Source organism: Frateuria aurantia DSM 6220, assembly GCF_000242255.2.
Classification (GTDB): domain Bacteria; phylum Pseudomonadota; class Gammaproteobacteria; order Xanthomonadales; family Rhodanobacteraceae; genus Frateuria; species Frateuria aurantia.
Map to the genome: position 1 here is coordinate 389,956 of NC_017033.1, position 17,810 is coordinate 407,765.

The window sequence follows — 17,810 nt, forward strand, 5'->3', positions numbered from 1 at the left end:
GACGAGCCATTCCTGCCGTCAGACTGAATGGAGGTCTGCAGGCCGGGCAGAGATGCTGGAATCCTGCTTCATGCGAGCAGGGGGGATCATTCCTCCGTCAAACAGGCATGGCCTTGGCCCGGCTTCTCGCCGGAACAGGGTGACGGGGGCCCGCTAATCGGCTGCAGTAGGACGTATGCCGGTCACAGGCTGGGGAAAAGAGCGCGTGTCGCAGGCCGGATCAGTAGATATAGGCATAAGCCAGTCCCAGCTGATCCTCGCCCAGCTGCAGATCGGCTTCTCCTCCGCCAAATGGCTGCGGAACTGAATTCCTGCCGCGGATATGTTTGCTGAAGGCATGGGTATAGGCGAGACTCAGCTCTCCATGGTGGCCGACTTTCCAGCTGGCGCCGGCGGAGAGATGGTTTTCGGCGACGGCCGGAGCCAGAATATTGAAAAAGGTCTGCCCTGTCGGAACCGGATTGCCGGCGTGGCTGAAGCCGAGCCGCAGCTTCAGCGGTCCGCTGAGCTGGTAGATGGCTCCGAACTTGTAGCTGGTGATGCTGCGCCAGCCGAACCCCGGGCCGTCATGGCTGCCCAGCGGTCGTCCGGCCAGCAGGGCCTCGATAGGCTGGGCAATGCTTTCGACATCGGCATAGTCGATGCGCTGGATATCGCTGGCCAGGGTCAGCTGGCGTGTTGCCTGCCAGGCCAATCCGAGGCCGTAGCGCTGTGGGATGTCGAAACTGCCATGACTGGCGAACAATCCCTGGTAGGCCTTGAAGCGGCTGGCGTGGATTCTGGCGGTCCAGGCCAGTCCCAGACTGAAGGGACCGAAACGTCCGAGCCAGCCAGCTGAAGGACCCCAGCCGGTACTGTTGTGGTAGCCGTTGTTGCTGAGCTGGTCCGGAGCGATCGAGGCACTGGCAAAGGCGCCCAGACCGCGGGCTTCGAAATGCTGCCAGGCGAAGTTGAGGCCGATGCCCAAGGCCTGGCCCGGGGCGTACTGCCAGGCCAGGGTGGGGCTGACAAAGGCCTGCTCCAGGGAGACCCCGGCCTTGCCACGGCTGCCGAAAGCCGCGTAGGGATTGTGGCGGTACGTGGTATTCATGCCGCCATTGGCATAGGCGGCGATGCCGACGCTCAGCGCGTGTGGCAGGGGACGGGACCAGCCGAATTCGGGAATCGGAAACCAGTGGCTGCCATTGCCGCCATAGTGTCCGCTGGCGAGGGGATTGCCATGGATGGTGGCCGAGCGATCCGGCACGAAGGCAGACAGGCCGATATCCAGGCGCCGATGCAGCCACGCCGTCGCCGCTGGATTGTAGGCCCCGGCGACCGCATCCTGGGGCAGGGCGATGCCGACCCCGCCGGCCCCCGAAGATCGCGTGCTGTAGCCATTCTGGAAATAGCCGTCGGTGGCATGGGCTGCCGAACACAAGAGGGCGCATCCACTCAGCCAGCGGGTGATCGTGGGGTGATGACTCATGAGACTGTCCTCCCTGACAGCAGGCCGGTCTGTGCCTGGAGTTCAGCTTAGCGGGCAGGATGCCTGACAGGAATGGTCATTGATCATGTGCATATGCTCTCGGACATCCAGAAGTCCTTTCACATCAATCGTGGAGAGTGGCTCGGGATGGTCGCCGCCAAGGGCGATCATGCAGCTGGAAGCCGGCCAGCATGGCCAGGCCGAAGAGCATCGCTCCGGTATGACCGGTTCCGATCAGGACCAGATCAGGCCCCGGGCAGAGGCCGACCAGTCCCCAGCCGGCACCGAACAGCATGCCGCCGCGCCACAATCGGTTTTGCAAAGGCCTCCGCGGCGGCAGGTGCACGGGCTGACCGGTCCAGCTGACGCGTCGTCTTCCGGCCAGACCCAGGCCGATCGCGCTGACGGCAATGGCCCCCAGCATCACCAGGGCCAGCGAGGGATCCCAGGCCCCGCCCGGATCCAGAAAGCCGATGACCTTGCCGGGATTGCTCATTCCCGCCAGGATCAGGCCAAGGCCGAACAACAGGCCGCTGAGGCCGGCGACAAGGATCTTCATGATCTCGGGACCCGCAGTCCGTGCCGATCCAGCCAGACGACGAGAAAGCCTGTCAGCATGAAGCTGGCGGTGGCCAGCAGGGATCGCGGCGAACCCCGGGATAGTCCGCATACGCCATGGCCGCTGGTGCAGCCACCGGCAAGACGTGCCCCGTAGCCGACCAGCAGTCCTGCCAGCAGCCAACGCTCCCACGAGGCCTGTGCCTGGATGGCCGGCAAGGGACGAAAGGCCTGCCACAGCCACGGCGAAGCCAGCAGGCCGGCACAGAAGGCGAGCTGCCAGCTGCGGGAGGACCGGTCCGGGCGCAATGCTGCGGCCAGCATTCCGCTGATGCCGGCGATGCGGCCCAGCCCCAAGGCGAGCAGGCTGACGGCGAATCCGATCAGGGCGCCTCCGGCCAGGCTGGTGACGGGGCTGAAGTGAGTGTGGTCGATCGACATGGCATGGCCTTCCAAGTGGCCGTTGGGGCTTCAGTCTGACACGTCATCACTGGACGGGACAGTCGCTCCTCCTGCCGGATGCAAAAAGGAGGCGCCTTGCGGCGCCTCCTTCTCCGGTTTTCCGACTGGCTTGCCGGATGGCTCAGTAGCGGTAGTGCTCGGGCTTGTAGGGGCCTTCCACCGGCACACCGATATAGGCGGCCTGTTCGGCTGTCAGCTTGGTCAGCTTGACGCCGATCTGCTCCAAGTGCAGACGGGCGACCTCTTCGTCCAGCTTCTTGGGCAGGCGATAGACGGTCGGCTCGTAGGTCTCGCGGTTGGCCCACAGGTCCAGTTGGGCCAGAGTCTGGTTGCTGAAGCTGTTGGACATCACGAAGCTGGGGTGGCCGTGGGCGCAGCCCAGGTTCACCAGTCGGCCTTCGGCCAGCATGTAGATGCTGTGGCCATCGGCGAAGGTGTACCGGTCGACCTGCGGCTTGATGTTCTCGCGCTGCACGCCCTGGGCCGAATTCAGACGATCGATCTGGATTTCGTTGTCGAAGTGGCCGATGTTGCAGACCAGAGCATTGTTCTTCATCCCGGACATGTGTTCCAGGGTGATGATGTCCTTGTTGCCGGTGGTCGTGACATAGATGTCGGCCAGGCCCAGGGTCTCTTCCACGGTGGTGACCTGGAAGCCTTCCATCGCCGCCTGCAGGGCATTGATCGGGTCGATCTCGGTGACGATGACGCGGGCACCGAAGCCCTTCAGCGAATGGGCGCAGCCCTTGCCGACATCGCCGTAGCCGCAGACCACGGCGACCTTGCCGGCCACCATCAGATCGGTGGCGCGCTTGATGCCGTCGGCCAGCGATTCGCGGCAGCCGTAGAGGTTGTCGAACTTGCTCTTGGTGACCGAGTCGTTGACGTTGATCGCGGGGACCAGCAGCTTGCCTGCTTCGGCCAGCTGGTACAGACGATGCACGCCGGTGGTGGTTTCCTCGGAGACACCCTTCCAGTCGGCGGCCACCTTGGTCCAGAAGCCGGGGCGCTCGGTGGCGACGCGCTTCAGCAGGTTCTTGATGACCTGTTCCTCGTGGCTGGCGCCCGGGGCATCGACCCAGCTGCGATCACCGTTTTCCAGCTCCACGCCCTTGTGGATCAGCAAGGTGGCATCGCCGCCATCATCCACGATCAGCTCGGGCCCCAGTTCACCCGGGTGGGTCAGCATGTCCAGGGTGCAGTCCCAGTATTCTTCCAGCGACTCGCCCTTCCATGCGAATACCGGCAGGCCGTCGGCGGCCAGAGCGGCAGCGACGTCATCCTGGGTCGAGAAGATATTGCAGGAGGCCCAGCGCACGGATGCGCCCAGTTCGCGCAGGGTTTCTGCCAGCACCGCGGTTTCCTTGGTGACATGCAGGGATCCGGACAGGCGAACGCCCTTCAGCGGCTTGGCTTCGGCGTAGCGGGCACGGATCTGCATCAGGCCCGGCATTTCCTCTTCCGCCATGCGGATGCGGCGGCGGCCCAGAGCGGCCAGGCTGAGGTCTTTGACTTTGTAATCGGTCGTCGTATCGGTAGTGGCGACAGCATTCATGGTGTTGCTCCAATGGTCGGTTGCACGGCAGGGCCGCAGCCATGCCGCACATGATCGAGCGCCGTTGCACAAGGCCGCCACACCGAGCCTGGCCGGGGACAGGAAGCTGCCACGGTCGCAACGCTCCTCGGTGAGCGTATCGGACATTGTAGCGGGCTTGCCGGGATTTGGCTGCGCCTGCCTGGGATCTTGTGCCGCAGGGGCGGGATGGCAATCGTTCAGCTGGTGTGAAATCGTGCCGGGTTCGGTACGCTAGGATGCCACTCACCGGAGCCTTGCGATGGATGTAAACCGCAACCCTGAATTTCTGGCCCATGATGGACCGCTGCGTGAGGATGTGCACCGCCTGGGAGCTCTGGTCGGCCAGGTTCTGAGCGAACAGGCGGGCGAAAGTTTTTACGAGGAGGTCGAGGCCATCCGCAAGGCCTCGATCGACCGGCGCAAGCAAGGCCGGCCGATGGATCAGCTGTCGGCCCGTCTCGGCGGCTGGGCGGCGGATGATGCGCAGGCGCTGGCACGGGCCTTTTCGATGTATTTCCAGGCCGTCAACATGGCCGAGATGGTGCACCGGATCCGCCGCCGCCGCGATTACCAGCGCGCCGACGAGCGTCCCCAGCCCGAATCGCTGCTGGATGTCTTCGCCCGTCTCAAGCAGAACGGCGTCGGCTTTGAAGAGCTGATGGGCTGGATCGAAAAGACCCGGATCGAGCCGGTGTTCACGGCGCATCCCACCGAGGCGATGCGTCGTTCGCTGCTGGACAAGCAGAAAGTGATCGTCAACGCGCTGATCCACGGTTTCGATGCCGGTCGCACGCCGCAGGAGCGCAGGGCTGATCGATCCGCGATGCTGACCGCGCTGTCGGCGGCCTGGCAGACTGCCGAATCGGCGGCGACGGGACCCAGCGTGCAGGACGAGCACTACCACGTCAGCTACTACCTGTCCCATCCCCTGTACCGGGTGGTGCCCAGTCTTTATGCCCAGCTGGCGGAAGCTCTGGAGCAGGTCTATGGCCAGTCGCCGGAGCTGCCCAGACTGCTGAGCTTCGCCACCTGGGTAGGCGGTGACATGGACGGCAATCCCAATGTAGGTGCCGAGACCATGGAGGCCAGCCTGTCGGCCCAGCGCAGCCAGGTGCTGGAGGCCTACCAGGCCGACCTGCAACAACTGGAAAGTCTGTTGAGCCAGACCAGCGACCGGGTTGCGGTCAGCCCGGCGATCGAGCAGCGGTTGCACGACTATGCCGCCCTGCTGCCCGACGTCGACCGCCGGATCCGGCCCCGCCACCGGAACATGCCGTATCGCTGTCTGCTGACCTATATCGATGCGCGGATCGAGGCGACGCGGGATGACGGGGCTGGAGCCTATGCCGGCCCGGAGCCGTTCTGTGACGATCTGGCCCTGATCGAGGCCAGCCTGCGCGGCCATCGCGGTGAACATGCGGGCGCCCGGCAGGTGCGTCGTCTGCGGCGCAGGGCCTTGGCCTTCGGTTTTCATCTGGCGCGGCTGGATGTGCGCCAGGATTCCCGTGTCCATGATGATGCGCTGGCCGTGCTTCTGCAGCGACCGGAATGGGTGGAGCTGCCGGCATCGGAGCGTGCGCAGGTGCTGGGCGAGTATGCCGGCGGTACCCGTGCATTGCCCCGCGATGCACAGGATGCCACCGTCCAGCGCATGCAGGCGGTGTTCGCTCAATTGCATGCGATGCGCGCGCGCTACGGCGTCGAGGCGGCCGGGCTGTACATCATCAGTATGGCGCGCAGCGCTGCGGACGTGCTGGCGGTACTGGCCCTGGCCCGTCGCGGCGGTCTGGTGCAGGACGATGGCCAGGTGCCGCTGGACATTGCACCGTTGTTCGAGATCGTCGAGGACCTGCGTGCCGCGGCCGATACCTTGCGGGCGCTGCTGGCCGATCCGGTCTATCGCGGCCATCTGCAGGCCCGTGGCAATCGCCAGTGGGTGATGCTGGGTTATTCCGACAGCGGCAAGGACAGCGGCACTCTGGCCGCCCGCTGGGCCGTGCAGCGCGCCCAGGTGGAACTGCTGGAAGCCGCCCGCGAAGGCGGCATCGAGATCGCCTTTTTCCATGGCCGCGGTGGCTCGGCCAGCCGAGGCGGCGGACGTATCACCCAGGCCCTGGAATCCTCGCCGCGCGGCTCGGTCGCCGGCATGCTGCGAGTCACCGAGCAGGGCGAGGTGATCAATCGCAAATACGGCATTCGCGCGCTGGCGCTGCGCAATCTGGAGCAGAGTCTTGGCGCGGTGCTCAGCGCCTCGCTGCGGCCGCGCCAGCCCGATGTACGGGCACCCCAATGGCGTGAACAGATGGGCGCCCTGGCCAACTGGAGTCGCGAACACTATCGCGAGCTGGTGGATCATCCGGACTTCGTCGGCTATTTCCGCACCGCGACACCCATCGACGTGATCGAGCAGATGACGCTGGGCTCGCGTCCTTCCCGCCGTCGCAGCATGCGGGGGGTACAGGATCTGCGTGCGATCCCCTGGGTGTTTGCCTGGACCCAGTGCCGCTCGATTCTGACCGGTTGGTACGGACTGGGCTTCGCCCTGCAGAAGGGCGAGCAGGTTTTCGGGCTGGCGGCGCTGCAGGAGATGGCGCGGGACTGGCCGTTCTTCGCCAATATGCTGGAAGATATCGAGATGGTGCTGGCCAAATGTGATCTGGACATCGCCGAAGCCTTCTCCAAGCTGTCCGGCGAGCTTCACCCGGTATTTTTCGGCCGGATCAGCGAGGAATTCGAACGCAGCCGTGATCTGATCCTGCGGATCAAGGGCAGCGACCGACTGCTGCAGGCCCAGCCGCGGCTGGCGGTATCGATCGGTCTGCGCAATCCCTATGTGGATCCGATCAGCCTGCTGCAGGTCGATCTGCTGCGGCGCTGGCGAGGCGAGGGCAGCCAGCCGGGACCGCTGCTGGAGGCCTTGCTGGCCTGTGTCAACGGGGTATCCCAGGGCCTGCAGAACACCGGCTGAGTCCGGCTTTCGGGCAGGGCGGCAAATGCCGCCATCGCCCTGGCCTGCGACCGGATGACCTGAAGATGTTAAATTGGCGCCTTACCTTGCAATCGAGACATGCCATATGAATCCCAAGCGTACGGCCTTGGTGCTGATCGAATACCAGAATGACTTCGTCAGTGAAGGCGGTGCGCTCCATGCCGGCGTGGCACCGGTCATGAAGCGCACCGACATGCTGGCCAACACCGTGAATCTGGTGGACAAGGCCAGGGCCCTGGGCGTGGCCATCATGCATGCCCCCATCACTTTCGCACCGGGTTATATCGAACTGGGCGAGCAGCCTTACGGCATTCTCAAGGGCGTGGTCGACAACCAGGCCTTTCTGGAGGATACGTGGGGCGGAGCCATCTGCGATCAGCTGACGCCGCAGCCGGGTGACATCCGGATTGCCGGCAAGCGTGGTCTGGATTGCTTCTGGAGCACCAATCTCGACTTCATCCTGCGCAGCAAGGGTATCGAGCATGTCGCCGTCGCCGGCCTGCTGACCAACTGCTGTGTCGAGTCGACGGTGCGCAGTGCCTATGAAAAGGGCTTCAAGGTCGTGTCGCTGACCGACTGCACCGCGGCGACCAGCGAGCAGGAGCAGCGCTTTCCGTTTGAATCGGATCTGCTGTTCTTCTCTCGCCCGCTCAGCAGTCACCAGTTGCTGGAAGAACTGGCACAGGGGTGAGGTCCGGTACGGCGCAGCCCCCACCGCCCGGTGGGAGCTGCGCCGTACCGAGATGAATGCTCAACTCCGCGTCAGCGTCGACTGCAGCCGGTTCAGTTCAAGCTGTCCGAATCCGGCCTGCCCGGCTTCGACATAGATGGCCAGGCGATCCAGTGGCGCCGCCGGATAAATCATCGAACTCATCGAGTATTCACCGTCCTGGGCCAGCATTTCCAGGCTGCAGCCATCGATGATCAGCTGCAGCCGTACCTCGCGGCGATCCGGCCCCAGGGCGATCGCGCTGCGCTGGCTGAAGAAGGGGTGGCTGAAACCCCGCAACTCGCCGCGATCGGTCCACAGCTGATGGCTGGCGGCATCGTAGCCAATCTCCAGACGCTCGCCCTGCGCATTGCCAAAGCACAGCACCAGTCGTCCGCCACGCCCGGGGGGAGCGGTGGGCAGGCTTTCCAGATGGAACCGAAGCAGCAGCTCGACAGCGGCATCCACGGGCAGGTCCAGATCCGTCAGGGGCTGGTCCGGCATCAGGCTTGAGTCGATCCTCGGCCGGGCGATCGGCACGCGCAAGGGCTCCAGTCCGCGCACATGCTGGACCAGACTCAGACCGCCCATCCAGTCCCGGCGCAGGCCCAGTCCTCGCGGCAAGGTCATGACGCCGCGCCAGCCTTCGGAAGGCACTTCCTGGCAATACTGCCAGTTGCCCAGCCAGCCGATGCCGGTGGCCTGGTCCGATGGCAGGCCTTCGACGACCTGGATGGCGTAATGGTCCTTGCCGGCATCCAGCAGGCGCAGACCCTGAGGATCCGGCACGAAGCGCTCGCCATCGAAATCGCCGACAAAATACTGGCTGCCGCTGCCGCCCTGGGGCGCTCCGGGGTTGATCGAGATGATCAGGACCCAGCGCCGGCCGCCGCCTTCGATATCCAGTTCGACCAGATTGGGGCATTCATAGTCGATGCCGAGCATGCCCTCGGGGCCGAACTCGCTGAGGGCCTGCCAGTGCAGCAGATCGCCTGATCCGTAAAAGCCGATGCGGTGGGCGCGGGCCAGGGCGACGACCATGATCCAGCGGCCGCTGGGGGCATGGAAAAAGACCTTCGGGTCGCGGAAGGAGTCACTGCCGATATCCAGTACGGGATTGATGCCGGCCGGCTCCTCGAAGTCGAGTCCGCCGTCTTGGCTGATCGCCAGCCACTGGTTCTGGCGGCCGTCCCGATGACGGGTATAGATGGCCACGATATTCTGCGGACCGGGCCCGGCGAACAGACCGGAGTCGTTGCGGTGGTCGATCAGCGCACAGCCGCTGAAGGCCTGGCCATCCGCGGTTTCCCGGATCGCCGTCGGCGCATCGTGCCAGTGGTACAGATCTTCGGCCAGGGCATGGCCCCAGCAGATATGACCGTGCACGGCCAGGGGGCCGGGCGCGAACTGGTAATACAGATGGTAGCGCTCACCATCATGCAGCAGCCCGTTGGGATCATTCATGAAGCCGGCGGAGGGGCTGAAATGCAGTTTCGGTCGCAAATGGCCCAATCCGTGACGGGCTACATGGGTGGTAGGGCGGACGGGTGAACCGGACATTGACACTCCAGACAGGTGGTGATGACCGCCTCACGGTCATCTAGACCGGACCGCGGATCGGGGGGGGGGGCTCGTCATCCGATTCCGGGATCGGCAGAGGGCTGCCATGACGCGGGGCGCCGGATGGCTGTCGTCAGGTCAGGGTCGCGGGGTCCGGTCCGATGCGCCGATCCTGATTCAGCTCGGCGATCACGGCGAGGTCCGCCGTATCCAGGCTGAAATCGAAGATGTCGGCGTTGTCACGGATCCGCGAAGGAGTGACCGATTTGGGAATCACCACCAGGCCCAGCTCGATATGCCAGCGCAGCACGATCTGGGCCGGGCTCTTGCCGTACTTGGCGGCGATGGTCTTGAGCCCGGGATCATCCAGCACCTCGCCGCCCTGGGCCAGCGGACTCCAGGACTCGGTGACGATGTCGCGGGCGGCATCGACGTCACGCAGTTCGGTCTGCTGCAGCAGGGGATGCAGCTCGATCTGGTTGAGCACCGGGGTGACGCCGGTGGCATCGATGATCGCGTCCAGATCTTCGGCACGGAAATTGGAGACGCCGATGGAGCGGATCCTGCCGGCTTCGCGCGCCTTGATCAGGGCCTTCCAGCTGTCCAGAGCCAGTCCGCGCGAGGGCACCGGCCAGTGGATCAGGTACAGATCGACATAGTCCAGCTTCAACTTGTCCAGACTCAGGTCCAGTGCTTTCAGCGCACTGTCATAGCCTTGGTCGGCATTCCACAGCTTGGTGGTGATGAACAGCTCGTCGCGGGCCAGCCCTGAGGCGGCAATGGCCTGGCCGACACCTTCCTCGTTGCCATAGATCGCCGCCGTGTCGATATGGCGGTAGCCGGCATCGAAAGCGGCGCCGACGGCGGCGGCGGTTTCCGCCGGCGGGGTCTTGAAGACGCCGAAGCCCAGCTGGGGAATGCGGTGGCCGTCATTGAGGGGGATCGAGGGAATCGCGCTCATCGGGATGGCTCCTTGTCATGGGGGAAAACGCCTGCATCGAGGCGGACAGGCCCGGGCCTGCCGCATCGCGGCAGCCCGTAGACAAGGTAGGGGGCCGGAGCCGGATCTTTCAAGTCCGGAGGGCGGCCATCGCCCGGAAGGGCTTGCCGGCGAGGGCGATCCGGACCGTGTTCCATCCCGGACACGGTCCGCATGCGTCGTCGGCCTACTGGTCCAGCTCGCTCCAGCGGGCATAGGCCTGTTCCAGTTCGGCCTGGATCGCGGCCAGCTCGGCATTGAGTTTGGCAATGGCTTCGGCACCTTGCTGGAAGAAGGCCGGGTCGCTCATCTGGGCACTCTTGCCGGCCTGCTGCTGCTCCAGGGTCTCGATCCGAAGCGGCAGCTGTTCCAGCTCGCGGGCATCCTTGTAGCTGAGCTTGCGGGCCGGCTTGGCCGGCACCGCGACCGGGGCCGCGGCGACGGCAGGCGCCGCAGCGCTGGACGCTGTCTGCGGGGCGTTTCCGCGCTGGCGCAGCCAGTCCTCATAGCCGCCGATATATTCACCGACCCGGCCTTCGCCTTCCAGCACCAGGGTACTGGAGACCACGTTGTCCAGAAAGGCGCGGTCATGCGAGACCAGCAGCAAGGTACCGGGATAGTCGATCAGCAGCTCTTCCAGCAGCTCGAGGGTCTCCACGTCCAGATCATTGGTCGGTTCATCCATGATCAGCAGATTGGAGGGCTGGGCGAACAGCTTGGCCAGCAGCAGGCGATTGCGTTCACCGCCGGACAGGCGGGTGATCGGCGCGCGGGCTCGTTCCGGCGAGAACAGGAAGTCCTGAAGATAGCCGATGATGTGCTTGCGCTGGCCGTTGAGCTCGATGTATTCGCGGCCTTCGGCCACGTTGTCCAGCGCATTGAGCCGGTCATCCAGCTGGGCCCGGTGCTGATCGAAGTAGGCGATCTGCAGGCCGGTGCCGAGGGTGACCTCGCCCTGCTCCGGATTCAGTTCGCCGAGCAGGATCTTCAGCAAGGTGCTCTTGCCGGCGCCGTTGGGGCCGATGATGCCGATCCGGTCGCCACGCATGATGGTGGTTGACAGGCCGGCCAGCAGGTGACGGCCTTCGTAGGCCTGGCTGACATCTCTGGCCTCGATCACCTTCTTGCCCGAGGCCTGGGCCGAGGCCACCGTGATTTTGGCATTGCCCTGCTGTTCGCGCCGCTCCGAGCGTTCGTTGCGCAAGGCCTTCAGCGCACGGACCCGACCTTCGTTGCGGGTCCGCCGGGCCTTGATGCCCTGCCGGATCCAGGCTTCTTCCTGGGCCAGTTTCTTGTCGAACAAGGCATTGGCCTGGGCTTCGGCATGAGCGCGCTCTTCGCGCCGGCGCAGGTAGTTGTCATAGTCGCCCGGCCAGTCGGTCAGCTGGCCGCGGTCGATTTCGACGATGCGGGTGGCCAGCGCTTTCAGGAAGGAGCGGTCATGGGTGATGAAGATCAGGCTGCCTTCGAACTGGCGCAGGAAGTTCTCCAGCCAGCCGATGGCCTCGATGTCCAGATGGTTGGTCGGCTCGTCCAGCAGCAGCACGTCGGGCTTGCGAACCAGGGCCTGGGCCAGCAGTACCCGTCGCTTCATGCCGCCGGACAAGGCCGCGAAATCCAGATCGCCCGGCAGTTCGAGTTTTTCCAGGACCAGTTCGACGCGGCGATCCAGATCCCAGGCGTTGGCAGCCTCGATTTCGCTCTGGACATCGCCCAGGGCATCGAAATCCTCGTCGGCCAGCAACTGGTGGTAACGGGCCAGCAACCGGCCCAGATCCCCCAGCCCGTCGGCAACCACCTGGAAGACCGTGCCCCGGGTGTCACTGGGCACTTCCTGGGCCATGCGGGCGATGACCACGCCGTTCTGGACCCGGATTTCGCCATCGTCGGGATGGAGCTCGCCGGCAATCAGCTTGAGCAGGGTGGACTTGCCTTCGCCGTTGCGACCGACAATACAGACCCGCTCGCGTGCCTCGATACTGAGGTCGACGTGTTCAAGCAGGAGGGGACCGCCGATACTGAAATCGACACTGTGCAATTGGATCAGAGACATCCGCTCATTCTAGCAGCAGGGATGGGGGCAACGGAGTGTCCGCTGTCTGTTTCGCGACAGGAATCCGCGGCGTGGCCGGGCAGGGCCGGCGGGGTTCGCCCGGGGGTACGGGAGACGGGCGGCAGGAATGTTTTGGAAGAGAAATGATTGCAGTCGTTATATTTAAATTAAACAACAACTTGATGCGGGGACTTCATGTTTTTCCTCTGTATTGTTGAGTGTTTTTAAATTAAAGTGATGCCATCAGGTTTCAATAGCAGCTCAGGAGCGAGGAATCCGCGTGGCCATGGTGTCCCGAAAGTCAGAGTGGTTGCCGGGCCGGGTGCCTGGTTTCGTGGCGGCACTGCTGTTCAGCGCGCTGGCGCTGTGCAGTCGGAACGCTCATGCCGGCTATGCCGCGATGGTCGTCGATGCGACTACCGGGCAGGTGGTTTCGGCGGTGAATCCCGACGAACAGAATTATCCGGCTTCGCTGACCAAGATGATGACGCTGTATCTGGCCTTTCAGGCGCTGCACAGCGGTCGCCTCCAGATGCAGCAGGCCTTGCCGGTCTCTTCCTGGGCCGCCAACAAGTCGCCGACCAAGCTGGGCCTGCGTCGTGGACAGACGATTTCGGTGCACGACTGCATTCTCGGCATGATCACCAAGTCGGCCAATGATGCCGCCACGGTGGTGGCCGAAGGTCTGGGCGGCACGGAGTCCGGGTTTGCCGCGATGATGAACGCGCAGGCCCAGAAACTGGGCATGAGTCGCACTCATTTCGCCAATGCCTCGGGGCTGCCCAATCCCGCCAATGTTTCCAGTGCGCGTGATCTGATGCTGTTGTCGCGGGCGCTTTATCGTGACTTTCCGGAGCAGGCGCCGCTGTTCGCCACCCGTGAATTCATGTTTCGTGGCCAGCTGGTGCGTGGTCACAATCATCTGATGGACCGCTATCCGGGCATGGATGGTCTGAAGACCGGTTTTACCGATGCTTCGGGCTTCAATCTGGCATCGACCGCGGTGCACAACGGGCACCGCCTGTTCGGCGTGGTCATGGGCGGCCGTACCGCGGCGGTTCGCGACCAGTTGATGGCCAGACTGCTGGATGACGGCTTTGATCATCGTGCCACCCCGGAAATGGTGGTGGCCGCTGCCTCGATGGCTCCGCCGCGCAGTCGTGGCCGCTACCGACATCTGCCGATGGCCCGCCGCATGCTGGCTGCGCTGTCGCCGATCGAGAGCGCCCAGGCCGAGGCCCTGCCCAGTCGTCGGGCGATGCGCCAGCACCGCCGCATGGTCAGGGCCAGGCAGCTGGCCAGTCTGCGCTCGCGCAAGGCCGGTCGCGCGCGTGGCCTGCCATTGGCCCAGACGCATGCTCACAAGGCCATCAGGGCCGGCGGGCTCAAGCGGTCACGCGTTACGCGATTGGCCCGGGCCACGCCAAAGATTTCGCGGCGCCATCATAGCCGGCAGCGGGTGATGCTGGCCTCCCGTCGCGGCAACTGAGTCGTGGCGGCCGCCATCCGTGCCTGAAGGCATCGAGGCGCGGCTGGTCGTCACCCGTCGGTCCGGGCTTCCGCCACGCGCGGCAGCGGCCGCGATGATCCATGGACGGGTGAAAGGATGATGCCTGCGGCAGTATATTGATCCGGGCATCCCTGACGCAGAGCATCCTCGATCTATGTTTATCGGTATCGATCTGGGTACATCCTCGGTCAAGACGGTCCTGGTGGACCGTCAAGGCCATCTCCGGGGCACGGCCAGCGTGCCTCTGAATCTGTCCCATCCGCAGCCGCGCTGGTCCGAGCAGGACCCGGAAGACTGGTGGCAGGCGACAGTGCATGCCATGGATGCGCTGCTGGCCGAAGCCGCCGGCAAAGGACTGACGCTGGCCGATATCGAGGCCATCGGGTTGTCGGGCCAGCAGCATGGGGCGACCTTGCTTGGCGCGGGCGACGAGGTGCTGCGGCCGGCCATCTTGTGGAACGACGGCCGCAGCGAGCGGGAATGTGACGAGCTGGAACAGGTCGGGCGTTTTCGCGAGATCACCGGTAACCTGGCGATGCCGGGCTTCACCGCACCCAAACTGATGTGGGTTCGCAGGCATGAACCGGAGATCTTCGGGAAGATTGCCAAGGTATTGCTGCCCAAGGATTATCTGCGGCTGCGCCTGACCGGCGTTTATGCCAGCGACATGTCCGATGCGGCCGGTACCTTGTGGCTGGATGTCGCCAGACGGCAGTGGAGCGAACCGATGCTGGCAGCCTGCGGCCTGGGCATCGAGCATATGCCTGAACTTTTCGAGGGCAGTCAGAGCACAGGCCGGTTGCGGCCCGAACTGGCCTCGCGCTGGAAGCTGGGCAAGCTGCCGGTGGCTGGTGGCGGCGGGGACAATGCGGCCGGTGCGATCGGTGTCGGCATCGTCAAGGCCGGTCAGGCGATGCTGTCACTGGGAACCTCGGGCGTCTATTTTGCGGTTTCGGAGGGTTTCAAGGCATGTCCGGAATCGGCGGTTCACAGCTTCTGCCATGCGCTGCCCGATACCTGGCATCTGATGAGCGTGATGCTCAGCGCCGCCAGCTGTCTGGATTTCAGTGCCCGTCTGGCCGGCTATTCCGATGTGGCGGCCTTGCTCGCCGATGCAGAGGCGGCCGGGCCGGTCCGGGCCGACAGCCCCTGGTTCCTGCCTTATCTGAACGGCGAGCGGACACCGCACAACGATACCCATGCACGGGGCGCCTTTGTCGGTCTGTCGGCGACCACAGTGCGAGCCGATCTGGCGAATGCGACTCTGGAAGGTGTAGGCCTTGGACTGCTCGATGGCGTGCTGGCGGTCGAGGCCGCGGGCCTGGGAGCCGAGGTGATCACCGTGATCGGGGGCGGCTCTCGCAGCGCCTACTGGCTGCAGATGCTGGCCGATATCCTGGGGCGTCCGCTGCAGCAGCGGGCCGGTGGGGATGTCGGGCCGGCCTTGGGTGCGGCCCGGCTGGCCTGGCTGGCAGTCGAGCCGGAGGCCTCGCTGGACGAGGTCTGCCCGCCGCCGCCGCTGCTGCAGACCTTCACGCCACGGGCTGACCGCTCGGCGTTCTATCGGGAGCAGCGCCATCCGGTGTTCCGTCGTCTCTATCGGCAGCTGGAGCCGGTGTTCCTGAGCGTGGACGCAGCTTCGACGGGCAAGGGGTGAGTTCGGCGGCTGGCGCCCCGAGGGGCGCGGCGGCGTTGCTGACGGGTCTGCCCGGTCTCAGCTGATGCCGTTGTAACGGCCGTTGCGATGGTTCATGGTGATGATCATGTTCATCACCAGCACGCTGAGCACCGAGATCAGCACCAGCTTCCAGGGCAGCAGGCACAGGCCGGCCAGCATCACGCACAGATCGAAGCCCAGCAGCAGCTTGCCTGCGCTGATGCCATGCCGGCTCTGGCAATACAGGGCGGCAATATTGAAGCCGCCCAGACTGGCCCCGTGGCGGAACAGCATCAGACAGCCGATGCCCGCCAGGCTGCCGCCCAGAATGCTGGCGAAGACCGGGTTCAGCGAGCCGATGTCGATCAGGCCGGGCAGCAGGTGACTGTAGGCCGAGACCAGCGCGATGGCGGCAAAGGTCTTCAACGTGAAGGCCGCACCCATCTGCCGATAGGCAAAGTAATAGAACGGCAGATTCAGCACAAAGAAAATCAGGCCGAAACTGAGCGGGGTGACATAGGACAGCAGCACCGAGGCACCGACGGTACCGCCGGTCAGGAGGTGGTCATGGTGGAACAGAAAGACGCCGGTGGCGACCAGCAGGGTTCCCAGCAGAAGGGCCTGGGCATCTTCCATGGCACTGTGGCGATGCGGGATACGCTCGGGCGTGGATGTCGTCATGCGGAAATGATCCATGCAGGGGCCGGCAGGTCGGAGTCGGCGGAAATGAAAACGGCGCACCCGGAAGGGCGCGCCGTCGATCATCCACCCGAAGGTGGATACAGGTCGAGGCCGGCTTACCTGGCCTTCTTGCCCTTGCCCAGGCCGGCATCTTCACGCAGGGCCTCGGCACGATCGGTCTTTTCCCACGAGAAGCTGGAGTAGGTCTCGCCATTGGGACCGACGATCTCGCGCGGAGTACGGCCGAAGTGGCCGTAGCTTGCGGTCTGCTGATAGATCGGGTGCACCAGGTCCAGCATCTGGATGATGCCGTAGGGGCGCAGGTCGAAGTGCTTGCGGATCAGCTGCTCGATCTTCTCGTCGGCGATCTTGCCGGTGCCGAAGGTGGTGACCGAGATCGAGGTCGGTTCGGCCACGCCGATGGCGTAGGAGACCTGGACTTCGCAGCGGTCGGCAATGCCGGCAGCGACGATGTTCTTGGCCACGTAGCGCGCGGCGTAGGCCGCCGAACGATCGACCTTGGACGGATCCTTGCCCGAGAAGGCGCCGCCACCGTGACGGGCCCAGCCGCCGTAGGTGTCGACGATGATCTTGCGGCCGGTGAGGCCGCAGTCGCCGACGGGGCCGCCGATCACGAACTTGCCGGTCGGGTTGATATGGAACTTTGTGCCCTTGTGCAGCAGCTTTTCGGGCAGGACCGGCAGCAGGATGTGCTCGCGCACGGCCTCGATCAGGTCCTTCTGCTTGATGTCAGGATCATGCTGGGTCGACAGCACCACGGCATCGATCGCCACGACCTTGTCGTCCTCGTAGCGCAGGGTGACCTGGCTCTTGGCATCCGGGCGCAGCCAGGGCAGGGGCGAATTCCGCTTCTTGCGGATCTTGGCCTGCTGCTCGACCAGGCGGTGCGAGTAATAGATCGCCGCCGGCATGTAGTCGCGGGTTTCGTTGGTGGCATAGCCGAACATCAGGCCCTGGTCGCCGGCACCCTGTTCTTCCGGGCTCTTGCGATCCACGCCCTGGTTGATGTCGGGCGACTGCTTGCCGATCAGGTTCAGCACGCCGCAGGTCTCGCCGTCGAAACCGACGTCGGAACTGTTGTAGCCGATATCCAGAATGACCTTGCGGGTCAGGGCTTCCAGATCGATCCAGGCATTGGTGGTGATTTCGCCGGCGACAATGGCGACGCCGGTCTTGACCATGGTCTCGCAGGCCACGCGCGCATTCTTGTCATGGGCCAGAATGGCGTCGAGAACGGCGTCAGAGATCTGGTCGGCGATTTTGTCCGGATGGCCTTCGGAGACCGACTCGGAGGTGAACAGAAAGTTGCTCATTGTCGCAATTATCCTTCTTTACGGATAAAGAGATGAAATTCAATCGCCCATGATACACCTGATGCGCGGAATTTCCATGGGCTGCAGAGGAATTGTGATATTCCATTAAGTCAGCAACCGTGTTCCAGCCATGTTTCAGCGCGGCAGCCAGGACTCGAGTATCGCCATGCGGCAATCAGACGCATGGCGATCCAGGGTGTGAAATGTCTTGCATCTCCTTGATCAGAAAGGCAAGTCTGCGCCGTCGATCAGGCCCGCCTTGAGCCGGGGCGGC

General features: G+C 64.4%; 13 protein-coding genes and 1 riboswitch. Of the genes, 4 read left to right on the top strand and 9 right to left on the bottom strand.

The features are described 5' to 3' along the window. Positions 1 to 220 precede the first annotated feature (220 nt). The 4 genes from FRAAU_RS01685 to ahcY form a co-directional block, all read right to left on the bottom strand. Positions 221 to 1,468, bottom strand: coding sequence for an OmpP1/FadL family transporter (locus tag FRAAU_RS01685; protein WP_014401838.1), 1,248 nt, complete (start codon positions 1,466 to 1,468; stop codon positions 221 to 223). A 124-nt stretch (positions 1,469 to 1,592) separates the two neighbouring features. Continuing rightward, on the bottom strand, positions 1,593 to 2,027 hold the full coding sequence (locus FRAAU_RS01690) for a DUF6691 family protein (RefSeq protein ID WP_014401839.1): 435 nt from the start codon (positions 2,025 to 2,027) through the stop codon (positions 1,593 to 1,595). Then, entirely contained in the window at positions 2,024 to 2,467 is a 444-nt protein-coding gene (locus tag FRAAU_RS01695; protein ID WP_014401840.1) for a YeeE/YedE family protein, read from the bottom strand. Before FRAAU_RS01695 ends, FRAAU_RS01690 begins: the two co-directional genes overlap by 4 nt. 142 nt (positions 2,468 to 2,609) lie before the next feature. Next, positions 2,610 to 4,043 carry an adenosylhomocysteinase gene (gene ahcY / locus FRAAU_RS01700; protein WP_014401841.1) on the bottom strand — a complete coding sequence of 478 codons (1,434 nt, stop codon included), beginning with the start codon at positions 4,041 to 4,043 and terminating at the stop codon, positions 2,610 to 2,612. 49 nt (positions 4,044 to 4,092) lie between these two features. After that, positions 4,093 to 4,178: riboswitch (S-adenosyl-L-homocysteine riboswitch) on the bottom strand. 145 nt (positions 4,179 to 4,323) lie between these two features. Between ahcY and ppc the strand changes: the two genes are divergently transcribed. Both ppc and FRAAU_RS01710 read left to right on the top strand, forming a co-directional pair. Further along, a complete protein-coding gene (gene ppc, locus FRAAU_RS01705) occupies positions 4,324 to 7,032 on the top strand; it encodes a phosphoenolpyruvate carboxylase (RefSeq protein ID WP_014401842.1) in 2,709 nt (902 codons plus the stop codon). Positions 7,033 to 7,138: 106 nt separating this feature from the next. Next, positions 7,139 to 7,744, top strand: coding sequence for a cysteine hydrolase family protein (locus tag FRAAU_RS01710; protein WP_014401843.1), 606 nt, complete (start codon positions 7,139 to 7,141; stop codon positions 7,742 to 7,744). 60 nt (positions 7,745 to 7,804) lie between these two features. Here the strand turns inward: FRAAU_RS01710 and FRAAU_RS01715 are convergent, their stop codons facing one another. The 3 genes from FRAAU_RS01715 to FRAAU_RS01725 form a co-directional block, all read right to left on the bottom strand. Beyond that, positions 7,805 to 9,322: a glycoside hydrolase family 32 protein gene (locus FRAAU_RS01715; RefSeq protein WP_014401844.1), complete on the bottom strand. Its 1,518-nt coding sequence runs from the start codon at positions 9,320 to 9,322 to the stop codon at positions 7,805 to 7,807. Between the two features lie 133 nt (positions 9,323 to 9,455). Continuing rightward, the gene (locus FRAAU_RS01720; RefSeq protein ID WP_014401845.1) at positions 9,456 to 10,283 is read right to left on the bottom strand and encodes an aldo/keto reductase; all 828 of its coding nucleotides are present in this window, start codon (positions 10,281 to 10,283) and stop codon (positions 9,456 to 9,458) included. Positions 10,284 to 10,488: 205 nt separating this feature from the next. Continuing rightward, positions 10,489 to 12,354, bottom strand: a complete 1,866-nt coding sequence (locus FRAAU_RS01725; protein WP_014401846.1) for an ATP-binding cassette domain-containing protein — start codon at positions 12,352 to 12,354, stop codon at positions 10,489 to 10,491. Positions 12,355 to 12,640: 286 nt separating this feature from the next. Here FRAAU_RS01725 and FRAAU_RS01730 point away from each other — a divergent pair, with 286 nt between their 5' ends. Continuing rightward, positions 12,641 to 13,843, top strand: a complete 1,203-nt coding sequence (locus tag FRAAU_RS01730; RefSeq protein ID WP_014401847.1) for a D-alanyl-D-alanine carboxypeptidase family protein — start codon at positions 12,641 to 12,643, stop codon at positions 13,841 to 13,843. 175 nt (positions 13,844 to 14,018) lie between these two features. After that, the gene (gene xylB, locus FRAAU_RS01735) at positions 14,019 to 15,521 is read left to right on the top strand and encodes a xylulokinase (protein WP_014401848.1); all 1,503 of its coding nucleotides are present in this window, start codon (positions 14,019 to 14,021) and stop codon (positions 15,519 to 15,521) included. Between the two features lie 57 nt (positions 15,522 to 15,578). Here xylB and FRAAU_RS01740 read toward each other — a convergent pair whose 3' ends face one another. Together FRAAU_RS01740 and metK are read right to left on the bottom strand one after the other, a co-directional pair. After that, entirely contained in the window at positions 15,579 to 16,202 is a 624-nt protein-coding gene (locus FRAAU_RS01740; RefSeq protein ID WP_041270729.1) for a YitT family protein, read from the bottom strand. Positions 16,203 to 16,318: 116 nt separating this feature from the next. Continuing rightward, a complete protein-coding gene (gene metK, locus FRAAU_RS01745) occupies positions 16,319 to 17,536 on the bottom strand; it encodes a methionine adenosyltransferase (protein WP_014401850.1) in 1,218 nt (405 codons plus the stop codon). Between the last annotated feature and the right edge of the window lie 274 nt (positions 17,537 to 17,810).

Excerpts from the sequence above, each read along its gene's own strand:
- FRAAU_RS01715 (WP_014401844.1), bottom strand. The coding sequence starts at position 9,322 with ATGTCCGGTTCACCCGTCCGCCCTACCACCCATGTAGCCCGTCACGGA.
- FRAAU_RS01720 (WP_014401845.1), bottom strand. The coding sequence starts at position 10,283 with ATGAGCGCGATTCCCTCGATCCCCCTCAATGACGGCCACCGCATTCCC.
- FRAAU_RS01730 (WP_014401847.1), top strand. The coding sequence starts at position 12,641 with ATGGTGTCCCGAAAGTCAGAGTGGTTGCCGGGCCGGGTGCCTGGTTTC.
- metK (WP_014401850.1), bottom strand. The coding sequence starts at position 17,536 with ATGAGCAACTTTCTGTTCACCTCCGAGTCGGTCTCCGAAGGCCATCCG.
- FRAAU_RS01740 (WP_041270729.1), bottom strand. The coding sequence starts at position 16,202 with ATGACGACATCCACGCCCGAGCGTATCCCGCATCGCCACAGTGCCATG.
- FRAAU_RS01725 (WP_014401846.1), bottom strand. The coding sequence starts at position 12,354 with ATGTCTCTGATCCAATTGCACAGTGTCGATTTCAGTATCGGCGGTCCC.
- xylB (WP_014401848.1), top strand. The coding sequence starts at position 14,019 with ATGTTTATCGGTATCGATCTGGGTACATCCTCGGTCAAGACGGTCCTG.
- FRAAU_RS01690 (WP_014401839.1), bottom strand. The coding sequence starts at position 2,027 with ATGAAGATCCTTGTCGCCGGCCTCAGCGGCCTGTTGTTCGGCCTTGGC.
- ppc (WP_014401842.1), top strand. The coding sequence starts at position 4,324 with ATGGATGTAAACCGCAACCCTGAATTTCTGGCCCATGATGGACCGCTG.
- FRAAU_RS01695 (WP_014401840.1), bottom strand. The coding sequence starts at position 2,467 with ATGTCGATCGACCACACTCACTTCAGCCCCGTCACCAGCCTGGCCGGA.
- FRAAU_RS01710 (WP_014401843.1), top strand. The coding sequence starts at position 7,139 with ATGAATCCCAAGCGTACGGCCTTGGTGCTGATCGAATACCAGAATGAC.
- FRAAU_RS01685 (WP_014401838.1), bottom strand. The coding sequence starts at position 1,468 with ATGAGTCATCACCCCACGATCACCCGCTGGCTGAGTGGATGCGCCCTC.
- ahcY (WP_014401841.1), bottom strand. The coding sequence starts at position 4,043 with ATGAATGCTGTCGCCACTACCGATACGACGACCGATTACAAAGTCAAA.